The sequence below is a fragment of the Pseudomonas sp. R37(2017) genome (genome assembly GCF_002113375.1).
Classification (GTDB): Bacteria; Pseudomonadota; Gammaproteobacteria; order Pseudomonadales; family Pseudomonadaceae; genus Aquipseudomonas.
Window position 1 is genome coordinate 415,210 of record NZ_NEHO01000003.1, and the last position, 16,329, is coordinate 431,538.

Genomic DNA, 16,329 nt, shown 5'->3' on the forward strand with positions numbered 1-16,329 from the left:
TCCTTGATTCACCGGCACCGATAAGCGCGCGGCTAATGCAAAAAGGGCCTTTGGTGAGGCCCGTAACGGTGGCCTATCCTACTGATGGCTCCGACCGACCACCACTCGGAATCTACATTTTGCAAAAATGTTGTGGTTATTACTACATTTTCCCTTGAGTGATGCCTTGAAAAAAGGTATTTGTAGCTTAACTTGATAAAAGAACAAACATCATGCTCTCGATTACGGTTGAACCGTGCACCTTTGCCTTGTTCGGCGCCCTGGGCGATCTGGCCTTGCGCAAGCTGTTTCCTGCCCTTTATCAACTCGACGGCGCAGGCCTGCTGCACGAGGACACGCGCATCATCGCGTTGGCCCGTGAGGCTGGCAGCGAGCAGGAACACCTGGCGTTCATTGCCTCCGAGCTGCGCCGCTATGTCGGTGCCAAAGAGCTGGACGAGGCGGTGGTCGAGCGTTTTCTGGCACGCCTGAGCTACCTGCACGTCGACTTCCTCAACTCCGAAGATTACGTGGCCCTGGCCGAATCCGCCGGCAGTGCGCAGCGGGTCATCGCCTACTTTGCGACCCCGGCCGCCGTCTATGGCGCGATTTGCGAGAACCTGGCCAAGGTCGGCCTGGCGGCAAACACCCGCGTGGTCCTGGAAAAGCCCATCGGTTCCGACCTGGAATCCTCGCGCAAGGTCAATGACGCCGTGGCGCAGTTCTTCCCGGAGAACCGCACCTACCGCATCGACCACTACCTGGGCAAAGAGACCGTCCAGAACCTGATCGCCCTGCGCTTCGCCAACAGCCTGTTCGAAACCCAGTGGAACCAGAACTACATCTCCCACGTGGAAATCACCGTGGCCGAGAAGGTTGGTATCGAAGGCCGCTGGGGTTACTTCGACAAGGCCGGTCAACTGCGGGACATGATCCAGAACCACTTGCTGCAACTGCTCTGCCTGATCGCCATGGACCCGCCGGCCGACCTGTCCGCCGACAGTATCCGCGACGAGAAGGTCAAGGTGCTCAAGGCCCTGGCGCCGATCAGCCCGGAGGGCCTGACCACCCAGGTGGTGCGCGGCCAGTACATCGCCGGCTACAGCGAAGGCAAAGCGGTGCCCGGGTACCTGGAAGAACCCAATTCCAACACCCAGAGCAATACCGAAACCTTCGTTGCCCTGCGTGCCGACATCCGTAACTGGCGCTGGGCCGGCGTGCCGTTCTACCTGCGTACCGGCAAGCGCATGCCGCAGAAGCTGTCGCAGATCGTCATCCACTTCAAGGAACCGTCGCACTACATCTTCGCTCCCGAGCAGCGCCTGCAAATCAGCAACAAGCTGATTATCCGCCTGCAACCGGATGAAGGCATTTCCTTGCGCGTGATGACCAAGGATCAAGGCCTGGATAAAGGCATGCAGCTGCGCAGCGGTCCATTGCAGCTGAATTTTTCCGACACCTGGAGCAGCGCACGGATTCCCGATGCCTACGAGCGGTTGTTGCTGGAAGTGATGCGCGGCAATCAGAACCTGTTTGTCCGTAAAGATGAAATCGAAGCCGCGTGGAAGTGGTGTGACCAGTTGATCGCCGGGTGGAAAAAGTCCGGTGATGCGCCCAAGCCGTACGCGGCCGGGTCCTGGGGGCCGATGAGCTCCATTGCTTTGATCACGCGGGACGGGAGGTCGTGGTATGGCGATATCTAAACTGAAACTGCCTCAAGGCGTCAGCGCCCATGGGTTCAAGAGCCCGGTGCTGCTGGCTGAAAGCCTGGCACTGAACGTGGCGAAGCAGCTGAGCGATGCGATCGACGCCCGGGGCACTGCGACCCTGGTGGTTTCCGGCGGCCGCAGCCCGGTGGCGTTTTTCCAGCACCTGGCCAAGCAGACACTGGACTGGTCGAACGTGGTGGTCAGCCTGGCCGACGAGCGCTGGGTGCCGGTCGAACACGCTGACAGTAACGCCGGCTTGATCAAGAAATACCTGCTGCAAGGCCCCGCGGCCAAGGCGCGGTTCCTGAGCCTGTACAGCGCCAGCGCCAACCTTGAACAGGCGGCCGAGAAGGCTGACCGTTTGCTGTCCGAACTGCCGGCGATTGACGTACTGATCCTCGGCATGGGCGATGACGGCCACACCGCGTCGCTGTTCCCCAACAGTCCGAACCTTGCCGAGGCCCTGCAGGCCGATGGCATTCGTCACTGCTGGCCGATGCTGGCGCCGACTGTGCCGCGTCAGCGCCTGACCATGAGTCGTGCGCTACTGGCCTCGGCCAAGCACAAGGTTCTATCGATTTCCGGTCAGTCCAAGCTGACCACCCTGAGTTTCGCGCTGGCCGGTGACGATGTCGCCGAAATGCCGGTGCGCGCCTTTCTGCAACCCACGTTAGAGATTTACTGGTGCCCATGAGCCAAGGAACAGCCGCTATGACAAACCCATCCCCGACCGTTTCCATGGCGGACAAAGTTGCCCTGATCGACAGCCTCTGCGCGAAAGCGCGGATTCTGCCGGTGATCACCATTGCCCGCGAGCAGGACGTCCTGCCGTTGGCCGATGCCCTTGCCGCCGGTGGCCTGACCGCCCTGGAAGTGACCCTGCGTTCGCAGTTCGGCCTCAAGGCCATCCAGATCCTGCGCGAGCAGCGCCCGGAGCTGGTGACCGGTGCCGGCACCGTGCTCGATCGCCACATGCTGGCGGCGGCGGAAGCGGCGGGCTCGCAATTCATCGTCACGCCGGGCATCACCCGTGATCTGCTGGAAGCGAGCGTCGCCAGCCCGATTCCACTGTTGCCGGGCATCAGCAATGCCTCGGGCATCATGGAAGGCTATGGTCTGGGCTATCGCCGCTTCAAGCTGTTCCCGGCGGAAGTCAGCGGTGGCGTTGCAGCCATCAAGGCGTTGGGCGGCCCGTTCGGCGAAGTGAAATTCTGCCCGACCGGCGGCGTCGGCCCGGCCAATATCAAGAGCTACATGGCGTTGAAAAACGTCATGTGCGTGGGCGGTAGCTGGATGCTTGATCCGGAGTGGATCAAGAACGGCGACTGGGCCCGCATTCAGGAATGCACCGCCGAGGCTTTGGCGCTGCTGGACTGATCGCTTCACCCGACACTTCGTTGTGTGTTCTACGGCTTTACGGTGCGCTTGGTCGGTGCACCGTTTTTTTTTGCCCGCGAAAAGTCGTGGCAATCAATACCTGTAGGAGCGAGCACGCTCGCGATGGACGTGAACGATAACGCGGGGCATCAGGTTGGCCCGAGTCGACTGAGCGACCATCGCGAGCGTGCTCGCTCCTACAGGTACCGGCGTTATCGTTCGACCATCGCGAGTAGGTCAGCACAACTCCGTCAGCGCCGTGGTCAGCCGCGTCATGTGTTCGGCGGTGGTGGTCAGCCCTGGAGTGATACGGATGCACGGACCGCACGCCGCGCCGGTGCGTACTACGGTGAACAGGTTGTAGTCGTTGAGCAGCCGCTCGACCATTGACTGCTGATCGGCCTGGGCGATGAAACGCATGGACGTGATGCCGCAATACAGGCGCGGGTCATCCGGGGTCAGGACTTCAATGCCCGGCAACTGCCGCGCCGCCCTGACCCAGCGGTTGCGCAGATAATTGAGCCGCGTGCCTTTGGCCGCGGCGCCCCCCATCGCCCAATGTTCTTCAAGCACCAGCGGCAGGGTCAGAAGCGCCGGGATGTTGGGGGTGCTGTACGAGGTGCGGGCACGGATGTCGGTCGGCGGAAAATGCATCTCGCCCATGTCCGGGTCAATGTCGGCCAGGCGCTCGGGGGCGATGTAGATGAAGCCGAGCGTCAACGGCGCGCCGATCCACTTGTGCAGGTTGAAACCGGCGAAGTGGATGCCCAGTGCGGTGAGGTCGAATTCGATCTGGCCGAGGGCATGGGCCCCGTCGAGGATGACGTCGATGCCATGTTCCTTCGCAGCGGCTGCAATTGCCTGCACCGGCATCACCAGGCCCGTGCGATGGGTGACGTGGGTCAGGGCCATCAACTTCAGCCGTGGATACCGTGCGAAAGTTTCGCGGTAGGTGTTCAACAGGCTGTCGAAAGTTGCCGGGTGCGCATGTTCGATTTCGACAACTTCAACGCCGCGATTGCGCGCCAGCCAGCGCATGGCGCCTTTGACCGTATCGTATTCCAGGTCGCAGATCAGTACCTGATCGCCGGGCTGGAGCCGATTGTAATTGCGGATCAGCGACTGCAAGCCTTCCGACGCGTTGCGGGTCAGGGCGATGCTGTCGGCGGGTGCGCCAATCAACCTGGCCAGTTGCGCACGGATCTTCAGGCTGTCGTCCTGTTCGAAACGCTGGCGCACGTACACCGAGTTACTGCGGTTGATGAGTTCGATGTTGCGCTGGTATTCCTCGACCACCGTGCGCGACATGCGCCCGAAGTAACCGTTTTCCAGGTTGAGCGGGCCGGGTTCGACATCGTAGCGGTCGGCAAAGGTCTGCCAGAAGGCTTCATCACGGGCGCGGAGGGTGTTGTCGGGCATGGCGTACTCGGTAGGTGATTCAGTGGCGCGGGGCCGGCTTGCCGTGTTTGGCGCGCAGCGGTTCGAGCAAGTCCGACAAACCGTTGTGATCGATTTCCTGCATCAGGGCCAGCAGGCCACCCAACTCGCCATGGGGGAAACCCTCCCGGGCGAACCAGTTCAGGTAAGGGCCGGGCAGGTCGGCAATGATTCGACCCTTGTACTTGCCGAAGGGCATTTCGCGGGTGATCAGCAGTTCGAGTTTTTCAGGGTTCATCGATCAGTCGTCTTGATTCAGTCAGTCTGGAAAATACAGGCATTCTGCATGCAGGCCAAATGACAGATCATGCAAATAAAACGGATACAGATTCTCTGGCGATTGATAACTCTTTGAAAAACAAGAAATAAATTAACGGTTCCAGTCTGGCATGCAGGGTGCACTACTCATTGCATCTTTCATGACACGCGAGGAACCGAAAAATGACCGACATGAACAAAGAAGCGATTTCTGTGCTCAATGACCTGATTGAAACCAGCAAGGACGGTCAGGCGGGGTTCAAGACTTGCGCTGAAGACATCAAGCATCCTGAACTCAAAACCCTGTTTATCAACCGTGCGGCCGATTGCGGGACGGCGGCTGCAGAGTTGCAGTCTGCCGTACGCTCGATGGGCGGCGATCCGCAAACCTCCACCAGTGTCAGCGGCGACCTGCACCGTCGTTGGGTCGACGTGAAGTCGATGTTCACCGGCAAGGGCGAGGAGGCGGTACTCAATGAAGCCGAGCGCGGTGAGGACCACGCAATGAAGGCTTATCGCGATGCCATGGAAAAAATCCACAAGCACAACCTGGCAGGCATTCGTGACCTGGTGGAGCGTCAGTACCACGGCGTCCAGCGTAACCACGACCAGGTCAAAGCCCTGCGTAACCAGGCGCGCGCACGTTCGTAAGCCACGCTGAAACAGCCGCGGGAGCGAGCAAGCTCGCTCCCGCATGGTTTGTTCTTGTCTCGTCAATCAGCCGATGTTGATCGCCGGCAGCTCCGTCAACGTCAGGCTCTGTTGCTTGCGAGGCGCGAGGATTTCCGCCACGCCATCCACTACCAGTTCTTCGCGCTGGTTGAACACGCGGGTGGCAATGCGCACGCGGAACTTCGGCAGTTTTTCCAGGATTTCCAGGCGCACGGTCAGGGTGTCGCCGATCTTTACAGGTTTCTGAAAGCTCATTGTCTGGCCGATGTAGATAGTTCCCGGTCCAGGCAATTCGCAGGCGACCGCCGCGCTGATCAGTGCGCCACTGAACATGCCGTGGGCGATGCGCTCCTTGAACATGGTGCCAGCGGCGTATTCGGCATCCAGGTGTACCGGATTGTGATCGCCGGACATCGCGGCGAACAGCTGGATGTCGCGCTCTTCGACGGTCTTGCTGAAGCTGGCGGTCTGGCCGACTTCGAGGGCTTCGTAAGGGGTGTTGGTAACCTGGGTCATCTGTCTCGATTCCTGTGACGAAATAAAAAATTCACAAAAAACTATTCGGATCGCTGGGGCCGAGGAGTGCTCAAGGCTTGTGCGATCCAGTTCAGCACATCGGCGATGATTTCATCGCGGTTGCTCTCGTTGAACAGTTCGTGGCGCGCCTGCGGGTAAACGGTCAGTTGCAGGTGCTGGCTGCCGGCCGCCCGCAGCGCGGCGGCCAGATCCTTGAGACGTTTGCCTTCGCTCACCGGATCACATTCACCGCCAATCACCAGCAGTGGCAGGCCCGGGTCGATCTGGGCGAGATTGGACGCTTTGCTGATTTGCTGCAAGCCACCGAGCAGGTCGATCCACAGTTGATTGGTGCAGCGGAAACCGCAGAGTGGGTCGTTGACGTACAGGTCGACCTGCGCCGGATCACGACTGAGCCAATCGAACGGCGTGCGTGCCGGTTTGAATTTGTTGTTGAACGAGCCGAACGACAGCCATTCGATCAATGCGCTGCGTCCTTTGCGGCCCTGGCGCAGGCGTTCGAAGCGGGCGATTTGCCGTGCCGCGCGATAAAGCGTCACAGGCTGGAAGTTCGAGCCGCTGAGGATTGCCCCGTGCAGGCTGGCGCTGTGGTGTACCAGATAGGCCTGGGCGATGTAGCTGCCCATGCTGTGGCCGAGCAGCAAGATCGGTACGCCAGGGTGGTGCTGGCCGACGTGTTGGTTGAGGCAGGCCAGGTCGCTCACGACCTTGCACCAGCCGTCGTCATCGGCGAAATGTCCGAGTGTCCCGTTTTCGGCAGTTTTGCCATGTCCACGCAGGTCCGGTGCGCACACGCCATAGCCCTGATCACAGAGTTTTTCCGCCAGAGGTCCATAACGACCGCTGTGCTCGGCCATGCCGTGGGCCAGCAGAATCATTGCCTTGAGGCTCCCGGCGGGAAGCCACTGGTTGACGAAGAGGCGGCTGTGGTCGCTCGTGGTCAGCCAGAAAGAGTCATGGATCATGGCGGTTCCTTTGCATGAGGCTGCCTGGTCGCAAACAGCTCGTTGCAGTTTATAGCGCATCCTTGGCCGGGCGTCCGATTAGCCTACGCCACGGCTGGAAGATTCATACGGTCAATGACGGCCCTGAGCATATTTGCCTGCTACGGCATAGCTGCTAGTGTCCGTGGAGCTCCGCTTTTTGCATTTTTTTTGAAAAGTGACAGAAAAGTGGCCCGGATGGATTCAGGTAAAGAGGACAAGAACAATGCAACCTGATTTCTGGAATGACAAACGCCCGGCCGGCGTCCCCCTGGATATCGATCTGGGGACCTACAAGTCGGTGCTCGAGGTGTTCGAGCGTTCCTGCAAGAAGTTTGCTGACCGCCCAGCGTTCAGCAACATGGGTGTCACCCTGACCTACGCCGAGCTGGAGCGACTGAGCGCTGCTTTCGCTGGCTACCTGCAAGCCCACACCGACCTGGTGCCGGGAGACCGCATTGCCGTGCAGATGCCCAACGTTCTGCATTATCCGATTGCCGTGTTCGGTGCCTTGCGCGCCGGGCTGATCGTGGTCAACACCAACCCGCTGTACACCGCGCGGGAAATGCGTCACCAGTTCAAGGACTCCGGTGCCCGGGCGCTGGTGTACCTGAACATGTTCGGCCAGAAAGTCCAGGAAGTGCTCCCCGACACCGATATCCAGTATCTGATCGAAGCGAAGATGGGCGACCTGATGCCCGCTGCCAGGGGGTGGCTGGTCAACACGGTGGTGAGCAAGGTCAAGAAGATGGTCCCTGGCTATTCCTTGCCCCAGGCTGTTTCCTTCAAGAGTGCGCTGCGCATGGGCCGGGGGCTCGGCATCAAGCCGCTGAACGTCGGTCTCGACGACATCGCCGTGCTGCAATACACCGGCGGCACCACCGGCCTGGCCAAGGGCGCGATGCTGACCCATGGCAACCTGGTGGCGAACATGCAGCAGGCACGGGCCTGCCTCAGCCAGTCGGCCAGGGACGGCCAGCCGTTGTTGCGCGAAGGCCAGGAGGTCATGATCGCGCCGCTGCCGCTTTACCATATCTATGCCTTCACGGCGAACTGCATGTGCATGATGGTCACCGGCAACCACAACGTGTTGATCACCAATCCACGGGACATCGCCGGCTTCATCAAGGAACTGAAGAACTGGCGGTTCTCGGCGTTGCTGGGGCTCAACACGCTGTTCGTCGCGCTGATGGATCACCCGGACTTCAAGAGCCTGGACTTCTCCAGCCTCAAACTCACCAATTCCGGCGGTACTGCGCTGGTCAAGGCCACCGCCGAGCGTTGGGAACAACTGACCGGTTGCCGCATCACCGAAGGCTACGGCCTGACCGAAACTTCGCCGGTGGCCTGCACCAACCCCTACGGCGATCAATCGCGGATCGGTACGGTCGGCATGCCGGTGCCGGGCACCACGTTGAAAGTCATCAGCGATGACGGCGTCGAACAACCATTGGGTGAGCGCGGCGAGCTATGCATCAAGGGCCCGCAGATCATGAAGGGCTACTGGCAGAAACCTGATGCCACCGCCGAGGTACTGGATGCCGAGGGCTGGTTCAAGTCCGGTGACATTGCGGTGATCGACCCGGACGGTTTCGTGCGCATTGTCGATCGCAAGAAGGACATGATCATCGTCTCGGGTTTCAACGTGTACCCGAACGAGATCGAAGACATCGTGATGGCTCACCCTAAAGTTGCCAACTGTGCGGTCATCGGTGTGCCGGATGAAAGGTCGGGAGAGGCGGTGAAGTTGTTCGTGGTGGCCCGAGAAGCGGGCGTCAGCCTTGAAGAGCTGAAGGCCTACTGCAAGGAGAACTTCACGGCGTACAAGGTACCCAAGCACATCGTGCTGCGTGAGTCGTTGCCGATGACACCGGTGGGCAAGATCCTGCGGCGGGAGTTGCGTGACATTGCCTGACCGGTGAATGGCCGATCCCTGTCCTGTAGGAGCGAGCATGCTCCGGGCGGCGTTCCGACGATGGACGTCAACGATAACGCGTGCTGTCTGAATGATCGCGTTGCCCGGACGTTTTTCGCGAGCATGCTCGCTCCTACAGGTTTAAGCGAAAGCCCCGACTTTCGGGGCTTTCAGGGGTGTATAGAATTTTTGCTCTAAAATGACCGCCTTCAAGTCTTGAGTCATAAAAGTGACCGTAGAGGCCGCTTTTGGCTCTAGTCGACCCTTGGCAAAGCTGCTACTCTCGGCGCGCTTTGTGACTTCTCGGCCTTCTATCAGCCAGATTCACCAATGGCCAAACACCAATAATAATCGCATCAAATGCGGTGCTGAATTCGCGTTGCTGAGGAGTGGGCTTCCATGATCGAAGACTTTTGGAAGGATAAGTACCCAGCTGGGATTGCTGCTGACATCAATCCAGACGAGTATCCGAATATTCAGGCAGTGTTGAAGCAATCCTGCCAACGCTTCGCCAACAAGCCGGCATTCAGCAATCTGGGCAAAACACTCACCTACGGTGAGCTGTACGAATTGTCCGGTGCGTTTGCCGCTTACCTGCAACAGCATACCGATTTGCAGCCCGGCGATCGAATCGCCGTGCAACTGCCCAACGTGCTGCAGTACCCGGTTGCCGTCTTCGGCGCCATCCGCGCCGGGCTGATCGTGGTCAACACCAACCCGCTGTACACCGCACGGGAAATGGAGCACCAATTCAACGACTCCGGTGCCAAGGCCCTGGTTTGCCTGGCCAACATGGCGCACCTGGCGGAAACCGTGGTGCCGAAAACCGGCGTCAAGCACGTGATCGTCACCGAAGTCGCCGACCTGCTGCCGCCGCTCAAGCGCTTGCTGATCAACAGCGTCATCAAGTACGTGAAGAAGATGGTACCGGCCTATCACTTGCCAAAAGCCGTCAAGTTCAATGACGTGCTGAGCAAAGGCCTGGGCCAGCCAGTGGCGGAAGCCAACCCGCTCAGCAGCGATGTCGCGGTGCTGCAATACACCGGCGGCACCACCGGCGTTGCCAAGGGCGCGATGCTGACCCACCGCAACCTGGTGGCGAACATGCTGCAGTGCAAGGCGCTGATGGGGTCGAACCTCAATGAAGGTTGCGAGATCCTGATCACGCCGCTGCCGCTGTACCACATCTATGCGTTCACCTTTCATTGCATGGCGATGATGCTGGCGGGCAACCACAACATCCTGATCAGCAACCCGCGCGACCTGCCGGCGATGGTCAAGGAACTGTCGAAGTGGAAGTTCAGCGGCTTTGTCGGTTTGAACACACTGTTCGTGGCCCTGTGCAACAACGAAGGCTTCCGCAAGCTGGATTTCTCCGCGCTGAAAGTGACCTTGTCCGGCGGCATGGCCCTGCAACTGGCCGCGGCCGAGCGCTGGAAAGCGGTGACTGGTTGCGCCATCTGCGAAGGCTACGGCATGACCGAAACCAGCCCGGTGGCGACAGTGAACCCGATCCAGCACATCCAGGTCGGCACCATCGGCATTCCGGTTCCGTCGACCCTGTGCAAAGTCGTCAACGATGCCGGTGTCGAGCAGCCATTGGGCGAAATCGGCGAGCTGTGCGTGAAGGGCCCGCAAGTCATGAAGGGTTACTGGAAGCGCCAGGAAGCCACCGATGAAATTCTCGACAGCGAAGGCTGGTTGAAGACCGGTGATATCGCGCTGATCCAACCCGATGGCTACATGCGCATTGTCGATCGCAAGAAAGACATGATCCTGGTGTCCGGTTTCAACGTGTATCCGAACGAGCTCGAAGACGTGCTGGCTACCTTGCCGGGCGTGCTGCAATGCGCGGCCATCGGAATACCGGACGAGAAGTCGGGCGAGGCGATCAAGATTTTCATCGTGGCCAAGCCGGGCGTGACCCTGACCAAGGAACAGGTGATGGAGCACATGCGCGCCAATGTCACCGGCTACAAGGTCCCGCGCTCCGTGGAGTTCCGCGACGCTCTGCCAACCACCAACGTCGGCAAGATCCTGCGTCGTGAATTGCGCGATGAAGAACTGAAGAAGATCAACGCGAAGAAAGCCACCGCGTAATCAACAAGAAGCCCCGCAGATGCGGGGCTTTCTGTTGGTCGACTGGCAACACCGATCCTCTGTAGGAGCGAGCATGCTCGCGAAAAACCTCCAGATTACGCGTTCATTCAGGCAGCCCGCGTCATCGTTGACGTCCATCGCGAGCAGGCTCGCTCCTACAGGAATGATGTTTATTGGCGAAACGACGCGAAGTTGACGTTGGTCCCCGCCGGACGCATGTCCTGCAGGAAGGAGTCCTTGTCGGCGCTCAGTTCCAGGCTCAATGCGGCCTTGCGCTTGCCTTGATTGCGCACCACCAGGCCTTCGAGTTTCTCGCGCAGGAACACGGTCGGCACTTTCAGGTGCAGCAATTCGTCGGTGCTCGGCGTGTGCATCAGCAGGTGAATCCACTCGTACTGACCCACGGCCAGGCGCGATACCGGGATGTCGAACCAAAAGATATTGCGGTTGCGGTTCAATTCGGCGAAGTGGCAGTTGTTGACGCCAAGCACAGCACCGCCGAGTTCCTGGTTTCTGCGGGCAATGGCCTGCTTTTTATCGAGTTTCATAACATTCCTGTGGGATTGGATCTTCAGTGCCATGGCCTGAACGTGTTGCGCATTCTCGGGGGTTGGCCGGCAAACATAAAGCGCAACCTGCACTGAGCGATGAAATGTCACGGTGAAAACAAATGAAACTCCCCGCAAAAGCCCTCGGTCAACCTTGTGTAACGACTTTTCTTCCCATTGAAATGCCTTTGATGAAAAGAAGAAACGGCCACCTCGGATGGCTGTTTTTGTGTCAGCCTGAACTTGCGCATTGAAATTGTTTCAAAGTCGCCAACTGGGCTACCTTGATGAAAGAAAACAGCCCCTGAGTCGCCACGACTTCCACCCAAATCCGTATGCGGCGAATGGAGACGCGAATGATTTTCCCGGACATGAGAGGCTTGCCTTTGCACCGTGTGATGATGCGCACGGTCACCGAGTTCATCGCCGACGAGATGTCGACCTATGCCTCGGCGCTGGCCTATCAAATGCTGTTTTCGCTGTTTCCGTTCATCCTGTTCCTGATTGCCTTGATCGGCTTCCTGCACCTGCCGGATTTTTTCTCCTGGTTGCGCCTGCAATCGGAACTCGTATTGCCACCCCAGGCGCTGGAGCAGGTCAACCCGGTGATCGACCAGTTGCAGCAATCCAAGGGTGGCTTGCTCTCGGTGGGTATCGTGATTGCGCTGTATACAGCCTCCGCCGGTGTACGGCTGATGATGAGCGCGATGAACGCGGCCTACGACGTGGTTGAAGGGCGCCCACTGTGGAAACGCTTTCCATTGTCGATCATCTACACCGTCGGCATTGCCGGCATGCTGCTGATCGCCGCGGCGCTGATGGTGCTCGGGCCGCAGGTGATGGGCTGGATTGCGGCGCAAGTCGGCCTTGAGTACTTTATCGTCACACTCTGGACCATTGCGCGCTGGCCGGTGATCGTGATTCTGCTGATGGTCGCGGTGGCGTTGATGTACTACGTCATGCCCGACGTCAAACAGGAGTTTCGCTTCATCACCCCCGGCTCGGTGCTGGCGGTGGTGGTGTGGATCATTGCCTCCCTGGGCTTCGGTCTGTACGTCAAGGAGTTCGCCAACTACAACGCCATGTATGGCAGTATCGGTGCAATCATCGTGCTATTGCTGTACTTCTACATTTCCGCCGCAGTGCTGCTGCTGGGCGCGGAAATGAACGCGGTGATCGAACACATGTCGCGAGAGGGCAAGGACCCTGGCGAAAAAGTGGCTGGTGAGCATGGGCCTGTCCATGAGGAAAAACACCACGTGTCGGGACTGGGCCGCGATCACTCACACAAACCGACCATCGATGAAACCAGATCATGATTCGTGAAATTCTGAAAATGGGCGATGAGCGCCTGCTGCGCATTGCCCCGCCAGTGCCGGCCGAAATGTTCGACAGCCCCGAGCTGTGGCAACTGATCGATGACATGTTCCAGACCATGGAAAGTGTGGGGGGCGTTGGCCTGGCGGCTCCGCAAATCGGCGTCGACCTGCAGCTGGTGATCTTCGGTTTCGAGCATAGCGAGCGTTATCCGGATGCCGAAGCCGTGCCGCAGACGATCCTGATCAACCCCTTGATCACACCGCTGAGCCCGATCCTGGAAGAGGGATTCGAGGGCTGCTTGTCCGTGCCGGGCCTGCGCGGCGCGGTGCAGCGTTACCAGCAGATTCGCTACGAAGGCTTCGATCCCAAGGGTGAGCCGATTGTGCGTATCGCCTCGGGGTTCCACGCACGGGTGGTGCAGCATGAATGTGATCATCTGATCGGCCGCCTGTACCCGTCGCGCATTACCGACTTCAGCAAGTTCGGCTTCACCGAGGTGATGTTCCCGGGCCTGGACCCAACGCGGACGATTGAACACATCAAAAAACCAAGGTGGGAGCGAGCCTGCTCGCGAAAACGGTCTAACAGTCAGCATTGATGATGACTGACACATCGTCTTCGCGAGCAGGCTCGCTCCCACATTTTTGATCCCGGCTACTTCGGCGCCAACCCCATCGCAATCATCGGCTTGCTGCGCGCATATCGGCTCAAGCGTTCAACCATCGCGTAAGGCATCGGCGGATCGAAAGTAAATCCGCGTCGCTCATAAAACCCGCGCAAATCCGGATGACAGAACAACCACACCGGTTGTTCGCAGTCCTTCACCGCGGCGGCAATCAACCCGGCTGCAATCCCTTGTTCGCGACACTGCGGATCGACAAACAACCCGGTCAGCCAATGCCCGCCGGACACCGGACGCAAACACAGCGCGGCAACGATCCGCTCACGCCGCGCCACCCACAACTGTGCGTCGCGCACGGCCTTCATCGACGATTGGTGAGCGCGGTAGAACTTGTTCATCAAGGGCCATAACGGCTCTTCGAGTCGACTGAAATGAGTGCAGGGCATGATTCGGACTGTCGGTGCGCAAACGGGCGATTATAAAAGAACGCGCCTCCAAGGATAGGTGTATACCTGATCTCACATTCCTTGCGAGTGGAGTACACATCATGTCCAAAGGTCTGGATGCAAAGAAAGCAGACAAGAAAAAGCCGGCGAAAACCGCCATGGAAAAGCGCGCCGACAAGAGAGCGAAAAAGCTGAATGTGTTCGGGCATTGATCCGGCGCTGACCGATCGCTCCCGGGAACGGCGGGAGCGATCGCTCTAAAAACAATCTGCAAGAAATCCCGGTGTCGTTGCTGGACGTGCTTGATAGACGCTAACCCCCGGCAAGCGGCTGAACCGTTTTTGTCCTCAATGATGGCCGACTAGTGGCCTTGCAGGCCCGAAGTTGCTGTCTATGCTCAAATGTAACTAACCATGTCGGCCGTGATGGGCGGTCGATGCAGTGCCGCAAGAGTGCGCAATTGAAGGCACCGACACTCAACGAAAATGGAGCTGTGGGCTAAATGGAATTTGTTTTGAATCTGTTAGGGCTGGCCCGCTTGCGGGCTATCAAGAGAAGGATGTCTTGATGAGCGTGTCGCTATAAGGACCCTCCGATTGATCATCATTTATCACCTGACTAGTCCTTCTTTTTGGAGGAATGCGTGTGCCTGTTCCACGGAACGTAGTGGTGGATTTGAAAGACCTGAAACTTTCATCAATCAAAAAACCGCGCTGAAGGTGATACAACAATGTTCAACCTACATCACAAGGCTGACCTGCTGGAAATCGAACGATTCAGCTGTGCGCTGACTGAGGCCAACGCCAAATTGGCGGCGATCAGTCGTTCAATGGCGATGATTGAATTCACCCCGGACGGCATCGTCATCGATGCCAACGAAAACTTTTGCAGTGCCATGGGCTACAGCGCCGACGAGATACGCGGCAAGCATCACCGGGTTTTTTGTGAAGAACGGTATTACCGCAGCGATGACTACACCAGGTTGTGGCGCGACCTGGCGCGGGGCGAGCCGCTGAGCGGGACCTTTTTGCGCCTGCACAAAAGCGGCCGGGAGATCTGGCTCGAAGCCAGCTACATGCCGGTGCTGGGTCCCGACCGCCAAGTAAAAAGCGTGATCAAGGTCGCCACCGACATCACCGCGCGGGTCAACAAGGAGCACGAAAACGAAAGCAGGCTCGCCGCGATCGGCCGCTCCATGGCCGTGATCGAATTCACCCCCGAAGGCAAGGTCATCAGCGCCAACGAAAACTTCCTGAAAACCATGCAGTACTCGCTCAACGAAGTGGTGGGGCAGCATCACAGCCTGTTCTGCCACCGTGCCGAAGCCGAGTCCCAGAACTACCGGAATTTCTGGGCGTCGCTCAACCGTGGCGAATTTCACTCCCATCGTTTCGAGCGCAGAAACAAACAGGGGCAGACGGTATTTCTCGAAGCGTCCTATAACCCATTGTTCGACGCCAAGGGCCGGTTGTACAAAGTGGTCAAGTTTGCCAGCGACATCACTCAGCAGATGACCACCCTGCAAACCGCCGCCGAGTCGGCCCACAGCACCTCGGTGCAAAACGACGTCTGTGCACGCAAAGGTTCCGAGGTGGTGCAGCAGACCGTGCAGATCATTCAGGACATTTCCCGGGACCTGAACGAGGCGGCGCTGAGCATCGATGCCGTGAACAAGCAGTCCGACATCATCGGCACCATTGTGCAGACCATCCGCGGCATTGCCGATCAGACCAACCTGCTGGCGCTCAACGCCGCGATCGAAGCGGCCCGCGCTGGCGAACACGGGCGCGGTTTCGCGGTAGTGGCCGATGAAGTGCGCAGCCTCGCGGCACGCACCAGCCAGGCGACGCTGGAGATTGTCGAGGTGGTGCGCAAGAACCACGACTTGTCGCTGAGCGCGGTATCGAGCATGCAATCGAGTCTGAGTCGAACCGGCCTCGGCGTGGAACTGGCGAACGAGGCAGGGGAGGTGATCCTCGAAATCCAGCAGGGCTCGCGCCACGTGGTGGATGCGATCAGTCAATTCAACTCGACGTTGCAACTGAACTGAGCAAACTACCTGTAGGAGCGAGCAAGCTCGCGATGGCGGCGTGTCAGGCGACGTGGATGTTGGTTGTGCCGGCCTCATCGCGAGCATGCTCGCTCCTACAGGATATGAGCAAATGAAACAGGGTCCCGGTCGAGGGACCCTTTTTTGTCATTGCCCACGCATCGCCTGGAACCGTTCAGATCGCCCCCGCGAGGTCATCTTGCAGCTTGGTGCAACGGCAGAACTGTCAGTTCTGCTAGTTGGCCGCACCTGAGAAGCGCTCTAGAGTGAAAAACGTCGCCCGAGCCACATGTCAGGGCATTTTTCGCAATATCGCCAAGCCGTATCGATGCGAGTGATTTTGCTGCTTGCATCCGAGCCGGATGAGTCAGGGAGA

The 16,329-nt window shown here is 58.9% G+C and carries 13 protein-coding genes and 3 pseudogenes; 10 read left to right on the forward strand and 6 right to left on the reverse strand.

Features of this window, described 5'->3' with window-relative positions; genetic code table 11:
- Positions 1-212 precede the first annotated feature (212 nt).
- The 3 genes from zwf to CAG47_RS07695 are packed head-to-tail and all read left to right on the forward strand — an operon-like array spanning position 213 to position 3,065.
- On the forward strand, positions 213-1,682 hold the full coding sequence (gene zwf / locus CAG47_RS07685) for a glucose-6-phosphate dehydrogenase (protein ID WP_085724285.1): 1,470 nt from the start codon (positions 213-215) through the stop codon (positions 1,680-1,682).
- The gene (pgl, locus tag CAG47_RS07690) at positions 1,669-2,382 is read left to right on the forward strand and encodes a 6-phosphogluconolactonase (protein ID WP_085724286.1); all 714 of its coding nucleotides are present in this window, start codon (positions 1,669-1,671) and stop codon (positions 2,380-2,382) included. Before zwf ends, pgl begins: the two co-directional genes overlap by 14 nt.
- A gap of 17 nt (positions 2,383-2,399) precedes the next feature.
- Positions 2,400-3,065 carry a bifunctional 4-hydroxy-2-oxoglutarate aldolase/2-dehydro-3-deoxy-phosphogluconate aldolase gene (locus CAG47_RS07695; RefSeq protein ID WP_007974446.1) on the forward strand — a complete coding sequence of 222 codons (666 nt, stop codon included), beginning with the start codon at positions 2,400-2,402 and terminating at the stop codon, positions 3,063-3,065.
- Positions 3,066-3,302: 237 nt separating this feature from the next.
- Here the strand turns inward: CAG47_RS07695 and CAG47_RS07700 are convergent, their stop codons facing one another.
- Together CAG47_RS07700 and CAG47_RS07705 are read right to left on the reverse strand one after the other, a co-directional pair.
- Positions 3,303-4,484 carry an aminotransferase class V-fold PLP-dependent enzyme gene (locus CAG47_RS07700; protein WP_085724287.1) on the reverse strand — a complete coding sequence of 394 codons (1,182 nt, stop codon included), beginning with the start codon at positions 4,482-4,484 and terminating at the stop codon, positions 3,303-3,305.
- Between the two features lie 19 nt (positions 4,485-4,503).
- A complete protein-coding gene (locus CAG47_RS07705; protein ID WP_003227425.1) occupies positions 4,504-4,740 on the reverse strand; it encodes a DUF3820 family protein in 237 nt (78 codons plus the stop codon).
- Positions 4,741-4,943: 203 nt separating this feature from the next.
- On the opposite strand from CAG47_RS07705, the gene CAG47_RS07710 reads away from it, so the two are divergent.
- Complete coding sequence (locus CAG47_RS07710; protein WP_085724288.1) at positions 4,944-5,411, forward strand: PA2169 family four-helix-bundle protein; 468 nt, start codon at positions 4,944-4,946, stop codon at positions 5,409-5,411.
- 66 nt (positions 5,412-5,477) lie between these two features.
- Here CAG47_RS07710 and CAG47_RS07715 read toward each other — a convergent pair whose 3' ends face one another.
- Both CAG47_RS07715 and CAG47_RS07720 read right to left on the reverse strand, forming a co-directional pair.
- Positions 5,478-5,948 (reverse strand): MaoC family dehydratase, encoded by a 471-nt coding sequence (locus tag CAG47_RS07715; protein ID WP_085724289.1) that lies wholly within the window; start codon positions 5,946-5,948, stop codon positions 5,478-5,480.
- Between the two features lie 41 nt (positions 5,949-5,989).
- The gene (locus CAG47_RS07720) at positions 5,990-6,934 is read right to left on the reverse strand and encodes an alpha/beta hydrolase (protein ID WP_085724290.1); all 945 of its coding nucleotides are present in this window, start codon (positions 6,932-6,934) and stop codon (positions 5,990-5,992) included.
- Between the two features lie 244 nt (positions 6,935-7,178).
- Here CAG47_RS07720 and fadD2 point away from each other — a divergent pair, with 244 nt between their 5' ends.
- Both fadD2 and fadD1 read left to right on the forward strand, forming a co-directional pair.
- On the forward strand, positions 7,179-8,867 hold the full coding sequence (gene fadD2, locus CAG47_RS07725; RefSeq protein ID WP_085724291.1) for a long-chain-fatty-acid--CoA ligase FadD2: 1,689 nt from the start codon (positions 7,179-7,181) through the stop codon (positions 8,865-8,867).
- A 399-nt stretch (positions 8,868-9,266) separates the two neighbouring features.
- Positions 9,267-10,967 (forward strand): long-chain-fatty-acid--CoA ligase FadD1, encoded by a 1,701-nt coding sequence (gene fadD1, locus CAG47_RS07730; protein WP_085724292.1) that lies wholly within the window; start codon positions 9,267-9,269, stop codon positions 10,965-10,967.
- A gap of 170 nt (positions 10,968-11,137) precedes the next feature.
- Here fadD1 and CAG47_RS07735 read toward each other — a convergent pair whose 3' ends face one another.
- The gene (locus CAG47_RS07735) at positions 11,138-11,515 is read right to left on the reverse strand and encodes a hypothetical protein (RefSeq protein ID WP_085724293.1); all 378 of its coding nucleotides are present in this window, start codon (positions 11,513-11,515) and stop codon (positions 11,138-11,140) included.
- Positions 11,516-11,871: 356 nt separating this feature from the next.
- Between CAG47_RS07735 and CAG47_RS07740 the strand changes: the two genes are divergently transcribed.
- Together CAG47_RS07740 and def are read left to right on the forward strand one after the other, a co-directional pair.
- Positions 11,872-12,834, forward strand: a complete 963-nt coding sequence (locus tag CAG47_RS07740) for a YihY/virulence factor BrkB family protein (protein WP_085724294.1) — start codon at positions 11,872-11,874, stop codon at positions 12,832-12,834.
- Positions 12,831-13,355, forward strand: a pseudogene (gene def, locus CAG47_RS07745) (peptide deformylase); the annotation flags it as partial. The gene CAG47_RS07740 and the pseudogene def, both read left to right, overlap by 4 nt.
- A gap of 134 nt (positions 13,356-13,489) precedes the next feature.
- Here the strand turns inward: def and CAG47_RS07750 are convergent.
- On the reverse strand, positions 13,490-13,903 hold the full coding sequence (locus tag CAG47_RS07750; protein ID WP_085724295.1) for a GNAT family N-acetyltransferase: 414 nt from the start codon (positions 13,901-13,903) through the stop codon (positions 13,490-13,492).
- A gap of 730 nt (positions 13,904-14,633) precedes the next feature.
- Here CAG47_RS07750 and CAG47_RS29310 point away from each other — a divergent pair.
- Together CAG47_RS29310 and CAG47_RS29315 are read left to right on the forward strand one after the other, a co-directional pair.
- Positions 14,634-15,407, forward strand: a pseudogene (locus CAG47_RS29310) (PAS domain-containing protein); the annotation flags it as partial.
- A gap of 132 nt (positions 15,408-15,539) precedes the next feature.
- Positions 15,540-15,953: pseudogene (locus CAG47_RS29315) on the forward strand (methyl-accepting chemotaxis protein); the annotation flags it as partial.
- Between the last annotated feature and the right edge of the window lie 376 nt (positions 15,954-16,329).